Source organism: Olleya sediminilitoris (assembly GCF_016785945.1).
Classification (GTDB): domain Bacteria; phylum Bacteroidota; class Bacteroidia; order Flavobacteriales; family Flavobacteriaceae; genus Olleya; species Olleya sediminilitoris.
This window is the reverse complement of sequence record NZ_JAEMEF010000004.1, coordinates 147783-170561: the sequence shown is the minus strand read 5'-3', so window position 1 is coordinate 170561 and position 22779 is coordinate 147783. Positions and strand designations below refer to the sequence as shown.

Annotated in this window: 23 protein-coding genes; 12 read left to right on the top strand and 11 right to left on the bottom strand. The window is 30.9% G+C overall.

The features are described 5' to 3' along the window. Positions 1-5: 5 nt before the first annotated feature. Genes JAO71_RS06530 through JAO71_RS06515 form a run of 4 tightly spaced genes read right to left on the bottom strand, consistent with a single transcriptional unit; the run spans position 6 to position 2385 of the window. Positions 6-455 (bottom strand): hypothetical protein, encoded by a 450-nt coding sequence (locus JAO71_RS06530; RefSeq protein ID WP_202999707.1) that lies wholly within the window; start codon positions 453-455, stop codon positions 6-8. Between the two features lie 5 nt (positions 456-460). Continuing rightward, a complete protein-coding gene (locus tag JAO71_RS06525; RefSeq protein ID WP_202999705.1) occupies positions 461-1114 on the bottom strand; it encodes a hypothetical protein in 654 nt (217 codons plus the stop codon). Positions 1115-1124: 10 nt separating this feature from the next. Then, complete coding sequence (locus JAO71_RS06520) at positions 1125-1580, bottom strand: hypothetical protein (RefSeq protein WP_116823093.1); 456 nt, start codon at positions 1578-1580, stop codon at positions 1125-1127. Positions 1581-1584: 4 nt separating this feature from the next. Then, positions 1585-2385, bottom strand: coding sequence for a prolipoprotein diacylglyceryl transferase (locus tag JAO71_RS06515; RefSeq protein WP_202999704.1), 801 nt, complete (start codon positions 2383-2385; stop codon positions 1585-1587). A 232-nt stretch (positions 2386-2617) separates the two neighbouring features. Here JAO71_RS06515 and JAO71_RS06510 point away from each other — a divergent pair, with 232 nt between their 5' ends. After that, complete coding sequence (locus JAO71_RS06510; RefSeq protein ID WP_116823095.1) at positions 2618-3136, top strand: DUF7935 family protein; 519 nt, start codon at positions 2618-2620, stop codon at positions 3134-3136. Between the two features lie 51 nt (positions 3137-3187). Here the strand turns inward: JAO71_RS06510 and JAO71_RS06505 are convergent, their stop codons facing one another. Together JAO71_RS06505 and JAO71_RS06500 are read right to left on the bottom strand one after the other, a co-directional pair. Next, positions 3188-4117, bottom strand: a complete 930-nt coding sequence (locus JAO71_RS06505; protein WP_054851395.1) for a patatin-like phospholipase family protein — start codon at positions 4115-4117, stop codon at positions 3188-3190. A gap of 1 nt (position 4118) precedes the next feature. Continuing rightward, positions 4119-6179 (bottom strand): M1 family metallopeptidase, encoded by a 2061-nt coding sequence (locus JAO71_RS06500; protein WP_202999702.1) that lies wholly within the window; start codon positions 6177-6179, stop codon positions 4119-4121. A gap of 111 nt (positions 6180-6290) precedes the next feature. On the opposite strand from JAO71_RS06500, the gene recG reads away from it, so the two are divergent. The 8 genes from recG (at position 6291) to JAO71_RS06460 (ending at position 13107) form a co-directional block, all read left to right on the top strand. Continuing rightward, on the top strand, positions 6291-8393 hold the full coding sequence (gene recG, locus JAO71_RS06495; protein WP_202999700.1) for an ATP-dependent DNA helicase RecG: 2103 nt from the start codon (positions 6291-6293) through the stop codon (positions 8391-8393). A 3-nt stretch (positions 8394-8396) separates the two neighbouring features. Further along, the gene (locus JAO71_RS06490) at positions 8397-9467 is read left to right on the top strand and encodes a flavin monoamine oxidase family protein (protein ID WP_202999698.1); all 1071 of its coding nucleotides are present in this window, start codon (positions 8397-8399) and stop codon (positions 9465-9467) included. 81 nt (positions 9468-9548) lie between these two features. Further along, entirely contained in the window at positions 9549-10130 is a 582-nt protein-coding gene (miaE, locus tag JAO71_RS06485) for a tRNA-(ms[2]io[6]A)-hydroxylase (RefSeq protein ID WP_028291177.1), read from the top strand. 63 nt (positions 10131-10193) lie between these two features. Continuing rightward, positions 10194-10847 (top strand): thiaminase II, encoded by a 654-nt coding sequence (gene tenA / locus JAO71_RS06480; RefSeq protein ID WP_202999689.1) that lies wholly within the window; start codon positions 10194-10196, stop codon positions 10845-10847. Further along, a complete protein-coding gene (gene thiD / locus JAO71_RS06475; RefSeq protein WP_202999680.1) occupies positions 10835-11647 on the top strand; it encodes a bifunctional hydroxymethylpyrimidine kinase/phosphomethylpyrimidine kinase in 813 nt (270 codons plus the stop codon). Before tenA ends, thiD begins: the two co-directional genes overlap by 13 nt. A 142-nt stretch (positions 11648-11789) precedes the next feature. Then, positions 11790-12218, top strand: coding sequence for a DoxX family protein (locus JAO71_RS06470; RefSeq protein WP_202999678.1), 429 nt, complete (start codon positions 11790-11792; stop codon positions 12216-12218). A 2-nt stretch (positions 12219-12220) separates the two neighbouring features. After that, positions 12221-12682 (top strand): MarR family winged helix-turn-helix transcriptional regulator, encoded by a 462-nt coding sequence (locus tag JAO71_RS06465; RefSeq protein WP_202999676.1) that lies wholly within the window; start codon positions 12221-12223, stop codon positions 12680-12682. An 11-nt stretch (positions 12683-12693) separates the two neighbouring features. After that, positions 12694-13107, top strand: coding sequence for an organic hydroperoxide resistance protein (locus tag JAO71_RS06460; protein ID WP_028606425.1), 414 nt, complete (start codon positions 12694-12696; stop codon positions 13105-13107). Positions 13108-13261: 154 nt separating this feature from the next. On the opposite strand, the gene JAO71_RS06455 is transcribed toward JAO71_RS06460, so the two are convergent. From JAO71_RS06455 to JAO71_RS06445, 3 genes are all read right to left on the bottom strand, one after another. Next, on the bottom strand, positions 13262-14473 hold the full coding sequence (locus JAO71_RS06455; protein WP_202999674.1) for a peroxiredoxin family protein: 1212 nt from the start codon (positions 14471-14473) through the stop codon (positions 13262-13264). A 106-nt stretch (positions 14474-14579) separates the two neighbouring features. Continuing rightward, positions 14580-15296 carry a hypothetical protein gene (locus tag JAO71_RS06450; protein ID WP_116823103.1) on the bottom strand — a complete coding sequence of 239 codons (717 nt, stop codon included), beginning with the start codon at positions 15294-15296 and terminating at the stop codon, positions 14580-14582. A 1-nt stretch (position 15297) separates the two neighbouring features. Continuing rightward, positions 15298-15510 (bottom strand): hypothetical protein, encoded by a 213-nt coding sequence (locus JAO71_RS06445; RefSeq protein WP_028291185.1) that lies wholly within the window; start codon positions 15508-15510, stop codon positions 15298-15300. Positions 15511-15758: 248 nt separating this feature from the next. On the opposite strand from JAO71_RS06445, the gene pheT reads away from it, so the two are divergent. Next, positions 15759-18188, top strand: coding sequence for a phenylalanine--tRNA ligase subunit beta (pheT, locus tag JAO71_RS06440; protein ID WP_116823104.1), 2430 nt, complete (start codon positions 15759-15761; stop codon positions 18186-18188). Between the two features lie 342 nt (positions 18189-18530). Continuing rightward, complete coding sequence (locus JAO71_RS06435) at positions 18531-18761, top strand: putative signal transducing protein (RefSeq protein ID WP_028291188.1); 231 nt, start codon at positions 18531-18533, stop codon at positions 18759-18761. A 66-nt stretch (positions 18762-18827) separates the two neighbouring features. On the opposite strand, the gene JAO71_RS06430 is transcribed toward JAO71_RS06435, so the two are convergent. Together JAO71_RS06430 and JAO71_RS06425 are read right to left on the bottom strand one after the other, a co-directional pair. After that, the gene (locus JAO71_RS06430; RefSeq protein WP_394370844.1) at positions 18828-19361 is read right to left on the bottom strand and encodes a fasciclin domain-containing protein; all 534 of its coding nucleotides are present in this window, start codon (positions 19359-19361) and stop codon (positions 18828-18830) included. Positions 19362-19570: 209 nt separating this feature from the next. Then, complete coding sequence (locus JAO71_RS06425; protein ID WP_028291190.1) at positions 19571-21193, bottom strand: ABC-F family ATP-binding cassette domain-containing protein; 1623 nt, start codon at positions 21191-21193, stop codon at positions 19571-19573. Between the two features lie 152 nt (positions 21194-21345). Between JAO71_RS06425 and JAO71_RS06420 the strand changes: the two genes are divergently transcribed. Continuing rightward, complete coding sequence (locus JAO71_RS06420; RefSeq protein ID WP_202999670.1) at positions 21346-22773, top strand: redoxin domain-containing protein; 1428 nt, start codon at positions 21346-21348, stop codon at positions 22771-22773. The last annotated feature ends 6 nt before the right edge of the window (positions 22774-22779 follow it).

Here is a 22779-nt window from a genome sequence, read left to right as displayed (position 1 = left end):
CAAATTTACAAAACGACTTCATCAATAATGACACAAAATTCAACTTCAATATTCCCATAAACCACATCTAACCTTATTTCATCTCCAACTGCTGTTCCTGCACGTTGACAAGTCACTGTTACTGTTTGCTCTTGACCATTATCTAAAGTTAAATACCCTGTTCCGGTTTGGTTTAAGGCAATTACATTGGTTACAAAAAATAAGGATGGTGTACTTGTGTTAGACACTATTTCTATTCCTGGAGCTCCATAAGGTCCATTGCTTGCATTTGGAAAAAACTGAGTATTTAATTCGGTTTCAGCAATTAAAGTCTGATCGTTATTTGAGGCATCTAAATATGAAAATCCTTGATAATTACATTGAGTCTGGTTGGTTGCATCGTTATTAACATCGTCATCATTATTACATGCAATACACACACAAAACAACATTAACATTTTAAATATATTTTTCATTTGTTTTAGTCTAAAATTACTCCAAAGGTTCCTTCATAATATCCCTCAATAATGTCACCATTTTGATTCATAAAAGTATAATCTGCATTGATTGTACTATCTGTAGGATTAGTATTATCAATATTAATAGCATTAATAGTAATTGTTGGTCCTTGTGTACCTGGCCAATTAAATATACCTACATTTTCATTACCTTCTCCAAATTGAATGTTGTTTTGAATATAAGCTGGTGTTAATGGATCTATTTGACCGTTTTCTATAATTACGGAATCATTAATGCTTGAAACAATGTAAGTATTGCCAGGTAAAGGTGAATTATTAGCTAAACTTGGATTGTCTGACACCTCTACATTTAAAAACACCCAATTAGTGGTATTTAAAGACAATAAAAAGTCTCCTGAAGATCCGTTTACGTTAGCATCGTTATCAAACATACGTCCATTGGTAAAAAAGAAGCTGTAGTTATCAGGCATACCATCTGCATTATCGTCTTCTTCATCAATTTCAAAATAGGCGTTTGCAGTTTCAAAAAACATGTTATTGTGTGTAAATCCATCTGTTGGATTTATTGGATCGGTTTGAGCATCGTCATTATTATCACAACTAAAAAAAGTAATGATTAATACGATTAGGAATGCTGTTTTAAAAATTGTTTTCATTTGAGGTTTATTAATGAAATTCGTCTATTACTACACAAAACTCGGCATCAAGACCAGAAGCTATTACTATAAATTGCATACCTTGTCCAACAGCATTACCTGTTGCTAAACACGTTACATTTACAGTTTGAATATTACCATTAATACTTAATTGACCTGTCCCAGTTGCATTAAGCGTTACAACTGTGGTTACAAACCAAAAGTTGCCAGGATCACTGGTTTCATAAATTTCTACTTCTGGACCATTTGAAGAAGTATTGAAAAAATCTGTAGTTAATTCTGCTTCAGGTATTAAGGTCGTAGTATTGTTTGTGGTATCTAAACCATCATAACCTTCATAATCACATGCTGATGTTTCTGGTTCATCTTGAACACCGTCATCTGCAGGGCAACCAGATCCTATTAAAAACAAAGCGACTACCAATAATGTTATTGGAGATATTGTGTTAAAAATTTTCTTTTTCATTGGATTAAACTTTAATTAAATTAGTATTACTTGCTTTATAAAACTTGAAATAAAAATAACATGCTAAACCTATAAAAAACAGTCCTATACATTGCGAGTGAGATAAGACTCCATCAATAACATAGCCTCTTTCATCACCTCTAAACAACTCTAATATACCTCTACCAAAACCATATAGCATTAAGTAGATTAAAAATATTTGACCTTTAAATTGTTGTCTGTTTTTTACATAAAGAAGAATTAAAAGTATGGACATCAAAACCAATACTTCATATAATTGTGTTGGATGCACAGCTGTATTATGCGTAGTAGGAAAAACCATTCCTAGATGACTATCAGTTGGAGCACCAAAACAACAACCAGCAGCAAAACAACCCAACCTACCTATTGCATGTACAATTACCGTTGTAACTGCCAATATATCTAACATTGGCAATACTGGAATTTTATACTTTTTAAGGTACCAGATTATAACCGGAATTATCATAATAAAAGAACCATAAAAAACATATCCACCATTAAAACTACTTAAAATTAAATCAGGTTTATTTATGTACAACATTGGATCTTGTAGGTAAAAAAACAGCTTACCTCCAACAAATCCAGCAATAAATATTAAATAGAAAAACGTATTTGGCAAATTAGTTATACCTAACTCCCTTTTAGCACTCCATTTTGTATACAAAGCAGCAATCAAAGTCCCTAAGGCAATTAAAGTTGCGTAACTATAAATGGTAATTTGCTTAGCACCTATAAAGCTGGATAAAAAATCTGGGATTGAAAATTTAAATAACTCTGGAAACATAATGTTTGAGGTTGTAAAAAAAACCGACAATAATTTATTTTACTATAACACTATTGTCGGTTTTAATTATAGATTAATAGCAATCCAAATGTAACTTACAAATACAACAGAAAATACTCACATTACTTAATCTGTTGATTTCAATCTATTAAAAACTAGGTTGATTCAATTATCTGTTTTCTTGTACAATAATTTAAAACACATTAAGTTTGTTATATAAACTAATCACACCATGGAAGAACAATTATTAAACCTTTTAATGTATACAATACCTGCTTTAGTTACAGGAGCAATTGCATATCTTTTTTTTAGAGAACACATGCAAAACGAAGAACAACGTCGTAAATACGCTATTACTAAAGAATTAAGTAAAGAGTCATTACCAATACGCTTGCAAGCCTATGAAAGAATAGCTTTATTTTTAGAGCGTATTTCTCCAAACAAGTTATTATTACGTGTTGCTCCAATATCATCAGACAAGCAAGGTTACGAAGATTTACTTATTAAAAATATCGAGCAAGAATTTGAACACAACCTATCACAACAAATATATTTAAGCAACGACTGCTGGACTATTGTAAATGCCTCTAAAAGTGCAACAATACAATTAATAAGAAAAGCTGGAATGAGTGATAAAATAGATTCTGCTTCAAAATTAAGAGAAGCTATTTTAAACGAAATGCTTGACAAACCTGCACCAAGTAATGCTGGTTTACATTACATAAAAAAAGAAGTCGGAGAAATCTGGTAATAATATTATAAAAAAAGCCTTATCCATTGGATAAGGCTTTTTTTATATGGTTTATTCTTCTTCCTGATTTATAGGTACAGTTGTACCAAACTCGTTATTTGCATCATATTTACTTTGTGCATATAAATACCCTTGTAACCACCATTTTTCCATTAGTTTTTTATTAAAAATTAATGAGTTTTCAGTTAATTTAGTTGGTGTGTAATATAAATTAAGTTTTACGTTTCTATGTTTTGCTGCTAATTTTCCAATAGCAATATCTCCTTTTTCTACTTGGTCTAATAAATGCCCAAATAAGTTAATCATTAATGAAAACGGGTTTTTTCCCAACACCTTATTGTACTCTAAGTTTTCACTCTCTAAAACAATAGCATCAACCTCTGTGGCACCTCTTAAAATCGCTTCTCTAATTGGTATCACGCAACCTAAGCCACCATCAGCATACTCAAATCCATTTTTTTTAGCCAATGACATAAACGGAATATAATTGCATGAAATCCAAATCCACTCACAAAACTCCTCATAATCATAATCGTTAATAGACTTATACTCGACTCTATTTTTAGATAAATTGGTAACCGTAACCACCACATCTTCTTTAGTTGCCTTAATTAAATCATATTCTGCTTTAGTAAAATTTTCTCTTATATGTTTTTTAAGATTTTTACTTTCACCAAAGGTTCGTTTTCGTTTTAAAAATTGCAAAGTGGTGTTAAAATAATTTATAGACACATACTCACGATCTCCTTTTTTCTTTAAAACAAAAGGATTGATATTAAAAATCGAATTTTGATTAACATGCGTATAAATATCATAAAGCTTACCAATATTACCAGTTGCTAAATGCGGAATTAACAAACTTCCTGTAGAAGTCCCTAAATACATATCGTATTTTTTATCCTGTTGTTCAATCAAATACTGCGCAACACCACCAGCAAATGCGCCTTTACTTCCACCTCCAGATATAACTAATGCTTTCAAATTATTGTTTTTGGTTGTCCTGCAAATTACTAATTAAAGATTTATATTTTTCATTTTCAGATAACATTTCTACAACTTGTTTGGCAAAACTTTTAAAACGCCAATTATGATGCTTGGTTGCTTCTAAAAGATTAGTCAACGCTTGCTGATTAAACAGACCTAAACTTGACATGGTATCAAAAGCAGACTGACGTCTTGAAAAGGGTTGATTTGGATCGCTATAACTTACCAACTCATTATAAAAACTTTCTGTTTTTTCTTGTTCAAAATTAGGTGTAGCAATAGCTAAAGCCAACCAAAGTATTCTGATATTATAATTATTAAAACCGTAAATACTTTTAGTTTGATCCAAATAAAGGTTTCGCTTTCGCGGAAAATTAGCCCAAAGATTATACAATGCAGCTTCAATGGTTACATAACTGCTATCGTTAAGTAAACTCTCGTAGTTTTTTTGAAATTTTAAAGGGATTTCTCTTAATCCCAAAGCCAAGGTTTGTCGTAATTGTATTTGACCAGATTGAAACGCTTCCGTTATCAAATCATCATACGTTGGATAATCTGGTTTGTTCAACAATTCTTGCAATACTGCAGTTTTAATAGTGTAAAAACCTTCTGGTAAAGACATTGTTAAGCTTGACGGAATATAATTTTCATCCTGATCTGTTCTAAAACTTAAATAAGGATCGGTTTGCATAGTTAATAAAAACGAAGCAGTTTCATTACGTTTCAAACTTGCTTCTATTTGCTGCTCCAAAACAACAGAAGAAGACAACCAATCTTTTACAAACGTATTTAAATCTTGACCAGAAGTCTTTTCGACTTCAGTTATAAAATTAGTAGTCTCAACATTTTTATAGGCATAAGTATTTAAATAGCTTTTTACAGCATCTTTAAATGCCTTATCTCCTACTTTTTTTCTTAAAACATGTAAAGCCCAAGCTCCTTTTTTGTAAAACGTTGTACTACTAGATTTTGGATTTAAAAGTGCTGTGCTTTGACCAGCACTATCTTGTGCTTTCAACTCTTGATAATACTCAAAAAGTTGATTGTAATAATAATCCTCTCCAAATATATCGCGTTCTGCAAGTAATGCATAATAAGTTGCAAAACCTTCTTGTAACCAATGATGGGTTCCTGAGGTTTCAGTGACCAAATCTCCAAACCATTGATGTGCTAACTCATGCGCATTAACGTTGACGTAGTTTTTATCAACAAAACTAGTGTCGTCAATCATAAAGTCATCACTAAAAATGGTGCAACTAGTATTTTCCATACCAGAATACAAAAAGTCTTTAACTGGAATTTGTTTGTAGTTTTGCCAAGGGTAAGGCACACCTATTTCGTGTTCTAAAAAATCAAATAGTTGTTTGGTGTAACGATACGTTGGTTCTACTTTAAGCGAATCTTTTGGGTAATAATATAACTCAAGTGGAATTCCGCTTTTGGATGTAATTACTTTTTTATCATACTTGCCAATAGCTAATGCTACTAAGTAACTTGACATTGGTTTTTGCATGTTGTAATGCCAAATTGAAACATTATCTGCAATGTCGCGTTTTCTAATTTTACCATTAGCAATAACTTTTTCGTCAGTATATGAAATCACTGATAAATCAAATTCAATTTTATCATTCATATCATCAATACTAGGTAACCAATGACTGGTGTATTTACCTTGATCTTGGGTCCAAACTTGCCAATCTTTTTCATTTTGAACAAAATACATTGCCTTCTTAGGATAAACTATGTAGTCAAAACTTAGTTTATAAATTTTATTTTTCTTGAATTTAGATTTTATCACAATCTTTTTTAAATCATTTTCAAAAAAAACTGTTTTATTATCTAAAACAACATTTTTAAATTTCATATCAATAGCATCTAAGTAAATAGAATCTGTGTCTTTTAATATTTTAAAAGAACTGACTAATTTACCTGACACTTTAGACTGTTCTGGTATTATAACTAATCTAGAATTAATAGTTTTAAAATCAACAATTTCTGTCTGTTGTGCTTTCGCAAAAAGACATAAAAACGTAAAAAACAGGACTAAAAAGCTTCTCATAAATAATTTTAAACAAGTACCAGACCAAAATACAATTTTTTGTGATGAAGTATAGTAATGCTAACCCAATTAACTTTCACTTTAAATCAAAATACATTAATTTCGTTGTTTATGAGTGTTAATCTTCAAACTCCCATTGATTACCTAAAAGGTGTAGGACCAAATCGTGCTGATTTACTACGCAAAGAATTGGCTATACATACCTATCAAGACTTAATTAACCTGTTTCCAAATAGGTATTTGGATCGTACAAAGTATTATAAAATTAGCCAATTATTACCCAACGCATCGGAAGTACAAATCATTGGAAAAATCACAAAATTTGAAGAGATTGCACAAAAAAGAGGAAAACGACTAGTAGCTACTTTTAAAGACGACACTGGCACAATGGAACTGGTTTGGTTTAGAGGTCAAAAATGGATAAAAGACGCTTTAAAACTAAACACGCCTTACGTCATTTTTGGAAAAACAACTAAGTTTGGAAACAAGTTTAGCATGCCTCATCCTGATATCGAGTTATTATCAGAACATGAAGCTAATTTACGAAGTGCAATGCAAGCTATTTATCCATCTACAGAGAAGTTAGCTAACAGAGGTATTACCAATCGTGTGATGACAAAAATCATGCAAAATTTGTTTCTTGAAACCAAAGGAAGATTTGCCGAAACCTTGTCCGAAAAACTGCTTTCAGAAAACAAATTAATTTCTAAATCTGAAGCGCTTTTAAACATTCATTTTCCAAAAGATCAAACATTACTTTCTAAAGCTAAATTTAGATTAAAATTTGAAGAATTATTTTACATTCAATTGCAATTAATTCTTAAAAACCTAATACATAAAACCAAAATAAAAGGGTTTCCTTTTTCTACAGTTGGAACACATTTTAATGCGTTTTTTAAAAACCATTTACCGTTTGAATTAACTAATGCACAAAAACGAGTCCTTAAAGAAATACGTGCTGACTTAGGTAGTAATGCACAAATGAACCGTCTTTTACAAGGTGATGTAGGATCTGGAAAAACTATAGTCGCCTTGATGTCAATGTTAATGGCTCTTGATAATGGTTTTCAGGCTTGTCTTATGGCTCCTACTGAAATTTTGTCAGTCCAACATTATAACGGTTTACTTGAAATGTGTAATGATTTAAAAATCAGCATTAGACTGTTAACAGGTTCAAGCAAAACTTCAGAACGAAGAGAAATCCATAGCATGTTAGAAAATGGCGAATTGGATATCCTAATTGGGACACATGCTATACTGGAAGACAAAGTTAAATTTAAAAATTTAGGACTTGCAATTATTGATGAACAACATAGGTTTGGTGTAAAACAACGAGCTAGACTTTGGAAAAAAAACAGTCTTCCTCCTCATGTTTTGGTCATGACTGCTACTCCAATTCCTAGAACATTAGCTATGTCTGTTTATGGTGATTTGGATATTTCTATTATTGACGAGTTACCTCCTGGAAGACAACCTATAAAAACGGTTCACAGATACGACTCAAACAGACTAAAAGTTTTTAGGTTTATACGTGACGAAATTGCTAAAAAAAGACAAGCCTATATTGTCTATCCATTAATCCAAGAAAATGCACAAATGGATTATAAAGATTTGATGGATGGCTACGAGAGTTTAACTCGAGATTTTCCGATGCCAGAATATCAAATTTCTATTGTACATGGTAAAATGAAACCTGCAGATAAAGAATACGAAATGCAACGTTTTGTTAAAGGTGAAACACAAATTATGGTTGCTACAACTGTTATTGAAGTTGGTGTAAATGTACCCAATGCATCTGTGATGGTTATTGAAAGTGCAGAGCGATTTGGACTAGCACAATTACACCAATTAAGAGGTCGTGTTGGTCGTGGTGCAGAACAAAGTTATTGCATATTAATGACTGGTCATAAGTTATCAGAAAATAGTAAAACACGTATTGAAACAATGACCAGAACTAATGATGGTTTTGAGATTGCTGAAGTCGATTTAAAACTTCGTGGTCCTGGAGATATTATGGGTACACAACAAAGCGGAATTTTAAATTTACGCATTGCAGATATTGTAAAAGATAATGACATTTTACAACATGCACGTTATTGGGCAAAAGACCTTTTAACCAAAGATCCTAGTTTAAATAGTCCAGAGAATGCAATTATTTTAGAGACTTACCGACAAATGAGTAAGTATAAAAATATTTGGAACTACATTAGCTAATTTATGACTACACAAGACAAAGACGTCCTTATTATTGGAGCTGGATTAACAGGGTTAACGCTTGCCTATTTATTAAAACAAACGTCTTTAAAAGTGACTATTATTGAAGCCAACACACGTATTGGTGGACGTATTTTAACAAAATACAACACTAATGAAGCTGCTATTGATTTAGGAGCAACTTGGATTGTACCTCAGCAAAGCAATGTCTTAAACTTAGTCAAACAATTAGATATCAAGTTGTTTAAACAATCTTATGGTAAAACAGCTATTTACCATCCTGATAATAGCAAACAACCACAATTGGTGACCTTACCCAATAATGATTCGGTGAGTTATCGAATAACAAATGGTACAGAAACTATAATTAAAACCTTAGCAAATACACTACCAGAACAGACTATTAAAACAAATACTAGCGTGCAGTCTCTTCAGCTTAAAGCTGAAACAATTTTGGTCCAAACAAATAAACAAAACTATAATTCAAGGTACGTGGTATCAACTTTACCTCCAGCGTTGTTTAATCAAAATATTAGTACACAGCCAGAATTACCTGATACTTTAATAAATGTATTAGCAAATACACATACATGGATGCACAACTCCATTAGAGTTGGATTTACTTATAAAACTCCGTTTTGGAATAACCAAAATACTAGCGGAACAATTTATGCAAATTCAGGACCTTTACAAGAATTTTATGATCATAGCAATGCAACACAATCTTTGTTTGCACTAAGTGGTTTTATGAGTGGTTCTTTATTACATAAAACTAAAAACGAGCGTCAACAAATGGCTTTACAACAATTGCAAAGTTATTATGGCGATCAGGCTCTGGAGTTTTTAAGTTATGAAGAATGTGTTTGGCAACAACAACCGTTTACAACACCAAGCTATGACAATTTTGTAATGCCACAACAAAACAATGGTCATCCGTTATTTAAATCTACGTACTTAAATAATAAATTATTTATTGCTGGAGCAGAAACTAATACCAGATTTTCTGGTAAAATGGAAGCAGCAGTAACTAGCGCTCATGAGGTTTTTAATTTACTTAAAGTAGAAATTAAATAAACTTAGCATTCATTATTAAGACTTTAACAACAGACCCAAATTATAATTATATTTGTGTTACACATCACTTAAAATATTATCATGCTTCACCTTAAACTAGAAACCGATCCACGTTGGGTCACTATTGCAGAATCTAACCTTGAAGAAATCTTGACAGATCATGCTTGGTGTGAGCAAAAAGCAGCTACCAATGCCATAACTATTATTACGCTAAACTCTGAACATGAAGATTTAGTTACCGAATTAACGTTGTTAGCTCAAGAGGAGTTACAGCATTTTCAAATGGTACATGATATTATAAAGCAACGTGGTTATACGCTTGGTCGTGAGAGAAAAGACCATTACGTAAATCAGTTATATAAATTCATGAATAAAGGTGGAAACAGAGTGCAATCTATGGTGGATCGTTTATTGTTTTCGGCTATGATTGAAGCGCGTAGTTGTGAGCGTTTTAAATTGTTATCAGAACGTATTAATGATGAAGAATTATCTAAGTTTTATTACGATTTAATGGTTAGCGAAGCTGGACACTACACGACCTTTATAACCTTTGCAAGAAAATACGGAAAAGATATTGATGTTGATAAACGTTGGCAAGAATTAGTCGCTTTTGAAGGCGAATTAATTAAAAGTTATGGTAAAAGTGAAAGTATTCATGGTTAAGATTAATACTATTATTTTATTCTTTGCTTGATAAAACATAATCAATTTTAAACTATAAAACCAATGTCAAACTGGTATAATAAAGTAAGACAAGACACCAATTACATATTAGAAGCTATACAAAAACATCCATTTATTACTCAATTAATGGATGGTACATTACCTGATGATGTGTTTAGATTCTATATTAATCAAGACGCATTATATTTAGCAGAATACAAAAAAAACCTTGCTGCTGTTGGTATAAAATGTAATAAGAGTAGCGAAACCCAATATTTTCTAGATGCAGCTACTGGTATTATTGCTGTTGAAAACGCTTTACATCAAGTATTCCTTAAAAATGAAATTTTAGATAAGGAGCCTTCTCCTACCTGTGAGTTATATACAAGTTACTTAACTAAAATTATTAATAATCATAGCTTAGAAGAAGGTTTAGCTGCTATTTTACCTTGTTTTACTATTTACAAAGAAATTGGTGATTATATTCTAAAACACCAAAACAATAAAGACAACAATCCTTATCAAGATTGGATAAATACTTATGGTGGAACAGCATTTGAAGAATCTGTAAATAAAGCCACAGCAATAGTTAACAAATACGCTAATAACGCTTCAGAAACTATTTTACAAAATATGGAACAAGCCTTTATTAAAGCGTCAAAATTAGAATGGCTATTTTGGGATAGCGCTTATAACAAAGAACAATGGAAAATATAAACACCAACTACAATACTGTTTTAACCATAGCAGGAAGTGATTCTGGTGGTTGTGCTGGTATCCAAGCAGATATAAAAAGTATAAGTGCTTGTGGTGCTTTTGCTGCTTCAGTAATAACTGCTTCAACTGCACAAAACACATTAGGTGTTACAGATATTCATCCAATGCCTATACAACATATAAAAAAACAGTTGGATGCTGTATTAAGTGACTTACAATGTAATACAGTAAAAATTGGTATGTTACATTCTGCTGATGTAATAAACCTAGTAAATGATACACTTGACAAGTATAATATTACTAACATAGTTTTAGATCCTGTTATGGTTGCTACCTCTGGAGATAAACTTATCACAGATAATGCACTTTTAAGCTTAAAACAGTTATTACCAAAAGCTACTTTAATTACTCCAAACATACCAGAAGCAGAATTACTGATCGGTCAAAAAATAAGTGTTAATAATCTTGAAGCTGCTGCTATTAAATTAGGGCAACACTTTAAAACCTCTGTACTTTTAAAAGGAGGGCATTTAAACAAAACAACAGATATTATTACAGATATATTATATCTTTTAGACTCTAACTCTACTGTATCAATCACAAATCCTTGGCATGACACCAATAACACTCATGGTACAGGTTGTAGTTTATCCTCTAGTATTGCTGCTTATTTAAGTTTAAATAACGATTTAGAAACTGCAGTTACTAAAGGCTGTGAATACGTTAATCTAGCTATAAAAAAAGGACAATATAAGGTTTTAGGACAAGGTAATGGACCCATAAATCACTTTGGATTATAACGTTATAACTCCTAGATCCTTAATACTTTCAAGTTACTTAAAAGGGTATTACTTGTAAAATAAAAATGATTTTTTACTATCTGTTTTTATTTAATATCAAAATTCGTATATTTGTATCGTACGCGATTTAATCTTAAAAGATATGAATATAAAAACAACACATACGCAAAACATATTTAGAATACTTTTAGGAAGTCTAATGCTAATTGCAGGAATAGGTCACCTAACCTTTCAGAGACAAGAGTTTTTAGCTCAAGTTCCAAGATGGTTACCAAATAATCCACAGTTTATGGATTTTATCGTCCTATCTTCTGGTATTGTTGAAATCACACTAGGCTTAGCTATGATTTTTATTGTTAAGCATAAAATTAAAGTAGGCTTAACATTAGCTATATTTTATGTTTTAATTTTTCCGGGTAACATCTCTCAATACACAAATCAAATTAATGCTTTTGGATTGGATACGGATTTAAAACGATTAATCCGATTATTTTTTCAACCTGTATTAATTCTTTGGGCTTTATGGTCTACAGGCACTTTAAGCTTTCTTATTAACAAAACAAAAAACTAATCATGAGTACTTCATGCGAACATCTTAAACTAGATAATCAATTGTGTTTTCCGCTTTACGCAGCCTCTAGATTAACTACCAAAATCTATAGTCCACATTTAAAACTTTTAGATATTACGTATCCGCAATATCTTGTAATGCTAGTCCTTTGGGAACATAAAACAATGTCTGTAAATGCTATTGGATCGCTATTATTTTTGGAGTCCAATACTTTAACTCCATTGTTAAAACGTTTAGAACAAAAGCAACTAATAAAGCGTCAAAGATCTACAGAAGACGAACGTACTGTATTGATTACTTTAAAAGATAAAGGCGAAAAACTAAAAACTAAAGCAGAACAAATACCTTTAAAAATCAAGGACACTTTTAAAACAGATGAATTTAGTGAAGACGAATTAATTTCGTTTCAGAGTAACTTAATAAAGTTATTAAACAGTATCCAAAAACAAATAAACAATAAATAAAAATATTGAAAATGAAACAATTATTTGAAACATCAGCAACTACAACAGGAGGAAGAAATGGTCATGTAAAAAGTGCTGATGGTGTATTAGATTTTAATTTAAAAATCCCTACTCAAATGGGTGGAGAAGGTGGACAATTTACTAATCCAGAACAATTATTTGCTGCAGGATACTCGGCTTGTTTTGACAATGCCTTACAAATGGTTGCTGGTATGGAAAAAATTAAAATAGAATCTACCACTACTGCTAATGTTGGATTAGCAATGCACAACCCTACTTCTTATGGTTTAACAGCGACCTTAGATGTAGAGGTTAAAGGTGTTGATAAAGACAAAGCACAAGAATTGTTAAATAAAGCACACACTATATGCCCTTATTCTGTTGCATTAAAAGGTAATGTAGACGTTAAAATAAATTTAGTTTAATAATCAAAGTTTGATTATTTGACTAAACCCTAGTAATTAATAGCAACCTAAAAGGACTTTAAGAGCAATCTTAAAGTCCTTTTTTTATATTTCACAAATAGTGAATTGTAAAATGGATGAGAAAATAAATATTCAATGAATTAAGTAAAGACTTCTACTCTTCTTTCAATAATTGATCAATAAATGTTGTGAAATCTGTTTTAAATTCTGTGAATTTGTCTCCAGTAGCAGGACCATTAAAACCAGTGTGTATTTTTCTTACTTTCCCTTTTTTATCTAAAAAAATAGACGTTGGATAACTTAACACATGATTAAGCATAGGTAATTTCTCGTTTGCTTTAGACTTACTTGTTGTACCTGTTTGGGCTAACAATATTGGATAAGTAATATTTAAACGATCTTGTAATCGTTTTATAAAACTAAAAGCTTTTTCTTCTGTTTTAGCATACTCAAAAGCTAAAGCTACAAACTGAATGTCTTTATCTTTATTAGCGTTATAATAGGATGTGTAGTATTTACTTTCGTCTAAACAATTAGGACACCACGTTCCCATAATTTGTACAACTGTTACTTTATTTTTAAACTGAGCATCTGTTAATGAAACTTGGTTACCATCTGCATCAGGAAATGTAAAAGCTAATGTGTCATAACCCTCTTTTAAGTAAGTTAATTGATCTGCACTTTTTAATTGATAACCCTCATTACGTTTAGCCGTAAAAGGCTCTTTCCAGTGGTTACCTGAATAAAACTGACCATTAATTGTACTATCTGTTACTGTACCAGTAAACATAAAAGCATGTGCACCATCAAAAGTTGACAACTGTAATTGGTTACCATTTACAACGCCTTCAAGATAACGATAGTCTCCTGTTTCGGTTAAAAAAGTACCTGTTACAATATTTTCATTTTGGGTAAAAACGCCTTTTGCAACATAGCGATCAGCTTCGGTATTTGGACTAAATACTGTTTGCCAATTACCAGTTATATTGGTTTCCGCTTTAGCTTTATTATCAAATCTGCTATTATTTTTTGACGCTGTAAAAGCTTGTTGACGACCTTTTTCTTCTACTAAAAAACGTCCATTTAAGGTTTGATCTGTAATTTTTGCTACTAACATCCCTTCAAAAACAGGAAGTTTGATATAAACTGAATCATTTTTATATTCAATTTCATCGACTTCAATCACTTCTTCTGCATTATAAATTTCTAATGTATTTGCATCTTTAACCTTAAATGTAAAAGGTAATTGTACTGTTTCACTAACTTTTAATTGTCCTCTGTAAGTACCAAAAGTTAAAAATTCGGTTTCATTTTTATCACAAGACAAAACGATAAATAAGGTTAGTATGACTAAAAGGTAACGCATAATTATGTTTATTTTTTTTATTAATCGAAATATCGTTAAAATACTTACAAATAAAAAGACATTGCGCTAACAATGTCTTTTTATTTAATTTATTAAGTGTTAAAAATTACTCTTCAGTAACTTCTAATTTAGTTAGCTTCTCACGATTTTGTTCTAAAAGTGTTTTACTATTTTCTAACGTTTCTTCATTTTGACTTAATTTATCTTCAATACGTTTAAATAAAGCTTCGCGTTTTGTGATTTCCTCATCAGATAAAGTACCTTCTGCTTTTTGAGTTTCAAATTTTAATTTAGCTTCTGCTAAACGAGATTTTCCATTTGTTACTAATTTATCATTTTTAGTTAACTGCTGATTACTAGTTTCTAATTTTGATTTAGCTTCAACTAAAAGTTCTTGCTTATAAGCTTCTTTATCTCCTTTATATGCCTCACGTTTTGCTTTAAGCTCATCTCTTTTTTCAGATAAAGATTGCTTTTTCTCTAACATTTTAGACTTAAGTTCTGCTTTTTCTTCTGGAGATGCTGTTGCCATTTTCTCTTTCATTTCGGCTTTTACTGCAGCACTCTGTTCTTTTAACTCACCTTTTTTAAGCTCTAAAGCTTCCTTTTTATCTTTAAGCGCTTCTTTCTTTAGTTCACCTTTTTGTTTAAGCTCACCTTTTTTAGCATTCATTTTGGTTTCACCAAGCTCTTTTTTTTCTTTTAACTTAGCTTTCCCTTTTTGCTCTAATTTATCTTGTGCTAACTCTTGAGCAAATACTGTTTGCTGTGTACCTAACACAAATAAACCTACTGTTACTACTACTATTTTTAAATGTTTCATCTTATTCTACGTTTTCAAGTTGTTCTAATTCATCCAAATCATTTTGTAAATCTTGGGCTTGAGCCTCTAAAACATCATTAACACTATCTGTAGCAATCTCAATGTTTTCAATAGTTTCAGCATCTTTTACTAAAGCTTCTTCTTTTTTTGTATCACGACAAGAAAACGTCGTAAACAATACTGCTACTAGAGCTAGTTTTAAAATGGTTTTCATAAATATTTAAGTTTGATGGTTTATATCTATTTAAAGATACGTGTAGTAAAGCTATTATAGATTATAATAAGCTTAATTAAGATAGAAAATACGGCTTAACTGTTAATAAAACCGATAAATGACACACGTAACATAACATGAGTAAAATATTACTAAAAAAAATGCTCTAAAATTGAAATAAAAGCTGATTTTAAAATCTTAAAAACTACTAAGTATTGTTATATTTGTGGTCTTAATTAGTATACAAAATGAAGATTTCTTACAACTGGATTAAACAATTTATTAAAATTGATTGGACTCCAGAACAAACTAGCGAATTACTTACAGATTTAGGACTTGAAGTAGAAGGTTTGGACCTTTATCAAAGTATTAAAGGTGGTTTGCAAGGTGTTGTTGTTGGTGAGGTTTTAACTTGCGAACAACATAGTAATGCTGACAAACTTAAAGTTACAACCGTAAATATTGGTCAAGATCAACCATTACAAATTGTTTGTGGTGCACCTAATGTAGCTGCTGGTCAAAAAGTACCTGTTGCTACTATTGGAACAACTTTGTATACCAATGAAGGTGAAGCTTGGACCATTAAAAAAGGTAAGATTAGAGGTGAAGAAAGTCACGGAATGATCTGTGCTGAGGACGAGCTTGGTTTAGGTAAATCTCACGATGGTATTTTGGTTTTACCAGAAGATACTGTAGTTGGAACACCTTGTGCAGAACTTTTTGATGTAGAAAACGACCAAGTGTTTGAAATTGGTTTAACACCAAATCGTGCAGATGCAATGAGCCATTATGGTACTGCTAGAGACCTTAAAGCTGGTTTACAACAAAAAGGTATTAATGTAGAGCTTATTACACCAAGTGTAAGTGCATTTAATATAGACAGTCGCATACTTAAAATGGATGTAGATGTCTTAAATAAAGATTTAGCACCAAGATATTGTGGTGTAACTATTTCAGGTATAAAAGTTGAAGACTCTCCTGAATGGCTACAAAACAGATTAAAAGCTATTGGTTTATCACCTATTAATAATATCGTGGATGCTACCAATTATGTATTACACGATTTAGGACAACCGTTACATGCATTTGATGCTAATAAAATAACTGGTCAAAAAATTGAAGTTAAAACACTTCCATCTGGTACTAAATTTACAACATTAGATGGCATTGAGCGCGAGCTACATGAAGATGATTTAATGATTTGTGATGCAGAAAAACCAATGTGTATAGCAGGTGTATTTGGTGGTATTGACTCTGGTGTGACAGAGCATACAACAAACATATTTTTAGAAAGTGCTTACTTTAATCCTGTAAGTGTCCGTAAAACTGCAAAGCGTCATGCTTTAAATACTGATGCTTCATTTAGATTTGAACGTGGTATTGACCCAAAACTTACTGAATACGCTTTAAAACGTGCTGCTTTATTAATACAAGAAATTGCTGGAGGAGAAATTACTAGCGAAATAGCAGATTTATATCCAAACAAAATTGAAGATTTTCAAGTACGATTAAGTTTTGATAAAGTCACAAAATTAATAGGGCAAGAAATTCCAACTGAAACTATTAAATCAATACTAACCTCTTTAGACATAAAAATAAATAGCGTTACCGAAACTGGTTTAGGTTTAACCATTCCTCCTTTTAGAAACGATGTTACGCGTGAAGCTGATGTTATTGAAGAAATTTTAAGAGTATTTGGTTACAATAACATTGAAACTAGCTCTAAATTAAATGCATCAATAGCTAATGCCTCAAAATTTGAAGACTATAAACTTCAAAACGTTATAGGTAACCAATTAGCTGCACAAGGTTGGTATGAGATTATGGCAAACTCATTAACTAGCGCTAGTTATACCGAGTTATCAGAGCAATTAAACGCAGATCATAATGTACAAATGCTAAACCCTTTAAGTCAAGATTTAGGCGTAATGCGTCAAAGTTTATTATTTTCTGGATTAGAAGCTTTAAGCCATAACATTAACAGACGTCAAACCAATCTAAGATTTTTTGAATTTGGAAAAACCTACCATGATTATAATGGTAAACGTGAAGAATATAAGCATTTATCACTATTAATCACTGGTTTTAAAACCGAAGAAAGTTGGTCTAATGCACCACAAGCAAAAACAAATTTCTTCTATTTAAAAGGAAGCATAGCCAGTATTTTAGAACGTTTAGGTATTAAACGCTATCAAGAAAGCACATCTACAAATGACGTGTTTTCCGAAGGATTGCAGCTTAGTATTGGACGTGATACTTTAGTTAATTTTGGAGTATTAAAATCTAAAATAGCCAAACATTTTGACATCAGTCAAGACGTTTTTTATGCAGATTTTAATTGGGACAAAATAATTGAAGTAGCAAAACGTAATAAAATCAAGTTTACAGCTATACCTAAATACCCAGAAGTACGTCGTGACTTTGCCTTATTATTAGATGATAATGTAACATTTGATAGTTTACAAGCCATTGCTAAAAAAACCGAAAAACAATTACTTAAAAAGGTTAACCTTTTTGATGTATATCAAGGTAAAAACCTTCCTGCAGGTAAAAAGAGTTATGCAGTAAGTTTTACATTTTTAGACGAGCGTCAAACACTTACCGATAAAGTTGTAGATAAAATAATGAACAAACTGCAAAATAACTTTGAGCGTCAGCTTGGTGCTGAGTTGAGATAATTAAGAGCAAATAACTAATATGGAATCCTTAAGAAACAATAAAATGTATAATTTACTATCAGGACTATTGTTAATAGGTTTTGGTTGTTTTAGATTATATCAGCATTTTAATACCAAGTTAACTTTAAATAATTTAAAGTTGGCAATTGCTGTTTTTGCAATTGTCTACGGGATTTATAGCTTGTATAAATATACACAGCTAAAAAAACAAGAATAAACTTTATAAAAAACCTTCAAATAATATTTGGAGGTTTTTTATTTTAACAAAATCATAGCAATACACTAAACGGTTACTTATAGTATTTATTCGTATATTTAAGTAAACACATAAATATAAAAGCTATGACAGATTATATAAAAATTTTTGAAGGTAACTTTATTGTTGTTCAATTAATTAAAACAAGATTAGAAGATATAGGTATAAACCCTGTAATTAAAGATGAAAACGAATCTGGAAGACTTGGTGGATTTGTTCATGACATGCCTAGGGTTCCAGAAGTATATGTACATCAATCTGAGGTTGACAAAGCATTACCAATTATCGAAGCTGTAAAAGCTGAAACTGAAGCATAAAAAAAACGCTTTATTCTAAACTAGAATAAAGCGTTTTTAGTAAGACTAATTTGATATTCTATCACCTTACGACTTAGGTAATAATACTGTGTCAATAACGTGAATTACTCCGTTTGATTGATTAACATCTGCTATTGTTACTTGAGCAGAGTTTCCGTTTTCATCAGACACATAAACAGCACCATCTTTTTCCCAAGCAGTTAGTGTAGCACCAGAAACGGTTTTAATCACTGCTTTTCCTTTTCCTTTTTTAATCATTTTAGCAATGTTTTTAGCACTCCATTTTCCAGCAACAACATGATACTTTAAAATAGTTTGTAATTGCATTTTGTTTTCTGGCATTACTAAAGTAGCCACTGTACCTTCTGGTAATTTGTCAAAAGCTGCATTAGTAGGTGCAAACACAGTAAATGGTCCTTCACTTTGTAAAACGTCAACTAGTTCGGCTGCTTTTACTGCTGCAACTAATGTTGTATGATCTTTAGAATTTACTGCATTTTCAACAATATTTTTTGAAGGATACATAGCTGCTCCACCAACCATTTTAGTGTCTTTAGACATCATTTTATCTTGAGCTAAACCTAAATTTGCTACAAGCATTACACTAAGTCCTAATACAATTTTTGATAATTTTAATGTTTTCATAGTTTTAATATTTTTATTGATTTTTGTGTTCGGTTTATCTACGCAACATTTATAAAGTCGGTTTTATTTTATTTTAAATTAACACCATATTAACAACAATTAGAGACATAAAAAAAGCCTTCAGATGACTCTGAAGGCTTTTATATATTGAGGTTAAAGTGTAATTATACAGTATACATTTTATCTCTTAATTCTTTTATTTTTTTGTCTTGCATATAATCATCAAACGTTGAGTATCTATCAATAACTCCGTTTGGTGTTAACTCCACTACTCTATTAGCAACTGTCTGAGCAAACTCATGATCATGTGTTGTAAACAACATGGTACCTTTAAAATTTTTAAGCGAGTTGTTAAATGCTGTAATACTCTCTAGGTCCAAGTGGTTAGTTGGCTCGTCTAATTGTAAAACATTGGCTCTAGTCATCATCATTCTAGATAACATACAACGTACTTTTTCTCCTCCAGAAAGTACATTACATTTTTTTAGTGCTTCTTCACCACTAAAAATCATTTTACCTAAAAATCCTCTAATGTGTACTTCTTCACGTTCTTCTTCTGTTTGAGCCCATTGACGTAACCATTCTACTAAAGTTAAATCTTTATCATCAAAAAACTTACTATTATCTAATGGTAAGTAAGATTGTGTCGTAGTAACTCCCCAAGCAAATTTACCAGAATCTGCTTTTAGATTGTCATTTAAAATTTCGTAGAATGCAGTTGTTGCTCTAGAATCTCTAGAAAACACAACCACTTTATCTCCTTTTTGTAAGTTTAAATCTATGTCTTTAAATAATGTTTCACCATCTAAGGTAGAGGTCAAACCTTCAACATTTAATATTTGGTCTCCAGCTTCTCTATCACGTTCAAAAATAATAGCAGGATAACGACGACTTGTACGTCTAATATCTTCAATATTAAGTTTATCTATCATCTTTTTTCTACTTGTTGCCTGTTTACTTTTTGCAACATTGGCAGAAAAACGACGAATAAATTCTTCTAATTCCTTTTTCTTTTCTTCAGCCTTTTTATTTTGCTGTGCATGTTGTCTAGCTGCTAACTGTGACGACTCGTACCAGAATGTATAATTACCAGAAAAATGGTTTATTTTTCCAAAATCAATATCACTAATATGTGTACAAACTGCGTCTAAAAAGTGTCTATCGTGGGATACTACAATAACACAGTTATCATAATTAGCTAAAAAGTTTTCTAACCATGCAATTGTTTCGTAATCCAAATCATTGGTAGGCTCATCCATAATAAGGACATCAGGATTTCCAAAAAGCGCTTGTGCTAATAAAACACGTACTTTTTGTTTACCATCTAAATCTGCCATCAAAGTATAATGCAAATCTTCTTTAATCCCTAAGTTAGATAACATTGCTGCTGCATCACTATCTGCATTCCAACCGTTCATCTCTTCAAAACGTACTTGAAGCTCTCCTATTCTTTCTGCATTTTCGTCTGTATAATCTGCGTATAATGCATCAATTTCAGACTTGATTTTATAAAGTTCTTGGTTTCCTTTTAAAATAGTTTCTAAAACAGTATCCTCGTCATGTTTGTTGTGATCCTGAGTTAAGACAGACATACGTTTACCAGCTTCTAGGTGCACTTGACCTGAAGTTGGCTCCATTTGTCCAGAGATTATTTTTAAAAACGTTGACTTTCCTGCTCCATTAGCTCCAATAATTCCGTAACAATTTCCGTTATTAAAAGAGGTACTAACTTCATCAAAAAGTACACGCTTACCGAATTGAACTGATAAATTTGATACTGATAACATATCTATAATTTTAATTTTGTGCAAAAGTAGAAAATTAACACCAAATAGCCATTATACATTCAGTCTTTAATAAGTTTTAACAACGCCTTAACACGACTACTGTTTTGCAAAACATATTTTTGTTTAATTATGATAGCTTTACAAACTAATTTATGTCTTTAAGACCCATATTATATAGTATAATCTGCCTAAGTGTTTTAGTATCTTGTAAAAAAGATAACAACGTAATTGAAGAAAGCTCTGCTTTTTTTGGTGGTCAGATTATAAATCCTAGTAGTAACCACATTATTATTTTCAAATCTTCGGATATAATTGATACTGTATATTTAGATTCTAAAAACAGATTTAAATACAACTTTAAAAATTTTGAAGCAGGTTTATATAATTTTTATGATGGTAAAGAGTCTCAGGCTTTTTTGATACAACCTAATGATAGCATCATGATACGCGTTAATACTATGGAATTTGATGAGTCCTTAGTTTTTAATGGTATTGGTGAAAAAGAAAACAATTATCTTATTAATTTATTTCTAGAAACCGAAAAACAAGAACAAGAAGTCTTAGAGATTAGTCAATTAAAACCTGAAGCATTTGATGAAAAACTATCTAAAATTAGACAAGAAAAACTTGATAAATTAGCTAAGTTTAAATTAAGATATGGAGCTTCAGAATTATTTACCGTATTTGCCTTAGCTAATATAAATTACAATTATTACTACAGTAAAGAAGCTTATCCTTTTATAAATTACAGTAAAAGTGAAAGCGAGTTATTTAAAGATTTACCTAAAGATTTTTTTGATTTCAGAGAAGAGATAGATTATAACAACAATGTATTAAAAGACTACAGACCTTATATTTCATTTTTAAGATTTCACTTTAACAACATAGCATTACAAGAACATTTTAAACACTCAGAAGACGACATTTACAATAACCAGTCTTTAGAGTATAACCTTGATAAATTAGACTTAATTGAAAACAAAATAACAGACACATTTATAAAAAACAGACTGTTATATTACAATATGATTAAGTTTATTAACGCTTCAAAAAGTGTTGATGATTATGACAAGCTTTTAAAGTCTTTTTCACAAAAAAGCACCAATAACAAACAAAAACTAAAAGCTAATCATTTAGTAAATTCTTACAAACGATTAAAACCTGGTAATACCATTCCTGATGTAATGGTTATTGATAAAAACGAAAACACACTACACTTAAAAGACATTATATCCAAACCTAGTATTGTATATTTTTGGGATGTTAAGGATAGGTACCATTTAAAAGTATGCCATCAACGTGCTAAAGAGTTAAAGAATAAATATCCTGAATTTGATTTTAAAGCCATTTGTGTTAATCCAATTAGCAGTAAAGAACAAGCTTCAATCTTACAACGAAACAACTTAGTTTACAAAGATGAATACCATTTTGAAAATGCAAAAAAAGCTATAGAGTTTTTGTCTATCAAACCTATTAACAAAGTATTTATACTAGATAAAAACGCTGTTATTGTTAACCCAAAGGCTAATATGTTTGACATTTCTATTGAAAAAGAAATGTTGTCTTTGATTAATCAATAAACCAAA

What these genes read in the sequence shown, in the direction of transcription:
- pheT (WP_116823104.1), top strand. Translation starts at nt 15,759, where the DNA reads ATGAAGATTTCTTACAACTGGATTAAACAATTTATTAAAATTGATTGG.
- tenA (WP_202999689.1), top strand. Translation starts at nt 10,194, where the DNA reads ATGTCAAACTGGTATAATAAAGTAAGACAAGACACCAATTACATATTA.
- JAO71_RS06500 (WP_202999702.1), bottom strand. Translation starts at nt 6,179, where the DNA reads ATGAGAAGCTTTTTAGTCCTGTTTTTTACGTTTTTATGTCTTTTTGCG.
- JAO71_RS06445 (WP_028291185.1), bottom strand. Translation starts at nt 15,510, where the DNA reads ATGAAAACCATTTTAAAACTAGCTCTAGTAGCAGTATTGTTTACGACG.
- JAO71_RS06510 (WP_116823095.1), top strand. Translation starts at nt 2,618, where the DNA reads ATGGAAGAACAATTATTAAACCTTTTAATGTATACAATACCTGCTTTA.
- JAO71_RS06465 (WP_202999676.1), top strand. Translation starts at nt 12,221, where the DNA reads ATGAGTACTTCATGCGAACATCTTAAACTAGATAATCAATTGTGTTTT.
- JAO71_RS06450 (WP_116823103.1), bottom strand. Translation starts at nt 15,296, where the DNA reads ATGAAACATTTAAAAATAGTAGTAGTAACAGTAGGTTTATTTGTGTTA.
- miaE (WP_028291177.1), top strand. Translation starts at nt 9,549, where the DNA reads ATGCTTCACCTTAAACTAGAAACCGATCCACGTTGGGTCACTATTGCA.
- thiD (WP_202999680.1), top strand. Translation starts at nt 10,835, where the DNA reads ATGGAAAATATAAACACCAACTACAATACTGTTTTAACCATAGCAGGA.
- JAO71_RS06470 (WP_202999678.1), top strand. Translation starts at nt 11,790, where the DNA reads ATGAATATAAAAACAACACATACGCAAAACATATTTAGAATACTTTTA.
- JAO71_RS06490 (WP_202999698.1), top strand. Translation starts at nt 8,397, where the DNA reads ATGACTACACAAGACAAAGACGTCCTTATTATTGGAGCTGGATTAACA.
- JAO71_RS06435 (WP_028291188.1), top strand. Translation starts at nt 18,531, where the DNA reads ATGACAGATTATATAAAAATTTTTGAAGGTAACTTTATTGTTGTTCAA.
- JAO71_RS06530 (WP_202999707.1), bottom strand. Translation starts at nt 455, where the DNA reads ATGAAAAATATATTTAAAATGTTAATGTTGTTTTGTGTGTGTATTGCA.
- JAO71_RS06430 (WP_394370844.1), bottom strand. Translation starts at nt 19,361, where the DNA reads ATGCTTGTAGCAAATTTAGGTTTAGCTCAAGATAAAATGATGTCTAAA.
- JAO71_RS06515 (WP_202999704.1), bottom strand. Translation starts at nt 2,385, where the DNA reads ATGTTTCCAGAGTTATTTAAATTTTCAATCCCAGATTTTTTATCCAGC.
- JAO71_RS06455 (WP_202999674.1), bottom strand. Translation starts at nt 14,473, where the DNA reads ATGCGTTACCTTTTAGTCATACTAACCTTATTTATCGTTTTGTCTTGT.
- recG (WP_202999700.1), top strand. Translation starts at nt 6,291, where the DNA reads ATGAGTGTTAATCTTCAAACTCCCATTGATTACCTAAAAGGTGTAGGA.
- JAO71_RS06460 (WP_028606425.1), top strand. Translation starts at nt 12,694, where the DNA reads ATGAAACAATTATTTGAAACATCAGCAACTACAACAGGAGGAAGAAAT.
- JAO71_RS06420 (WP_202999670.1), top strand. Translation starts at nt 21,346, where the DNA reads ATGTCTTTAAGACCCATATTATATAGTATAATCTGCCTAAGTGTTTTA.
- JAO71_RS06520 (WP_116823093.1), bottom strand. Translation starts at nt 1,580, where the DNA reads ATGAAAAAGAAAATTTTTAACACAATATCTCCAATAACATTATTGGTA.
- JAO71_RS06525 (WP_202999705.1), bottom strand. Translation starts at nt 1,114, where the DNA reads ATGAAAACAATTTTTAAAACAGCATTCCTAATCGTATTAATCATTACT.
- JAO71_RS06425 (WP_028291190.1), bottom strand. Translation starts at nt 21,193, where the DNA reads ATGTTATCAGTATCAAATTTATCAGTTCAATTCGGTAAGCGTGTACTT.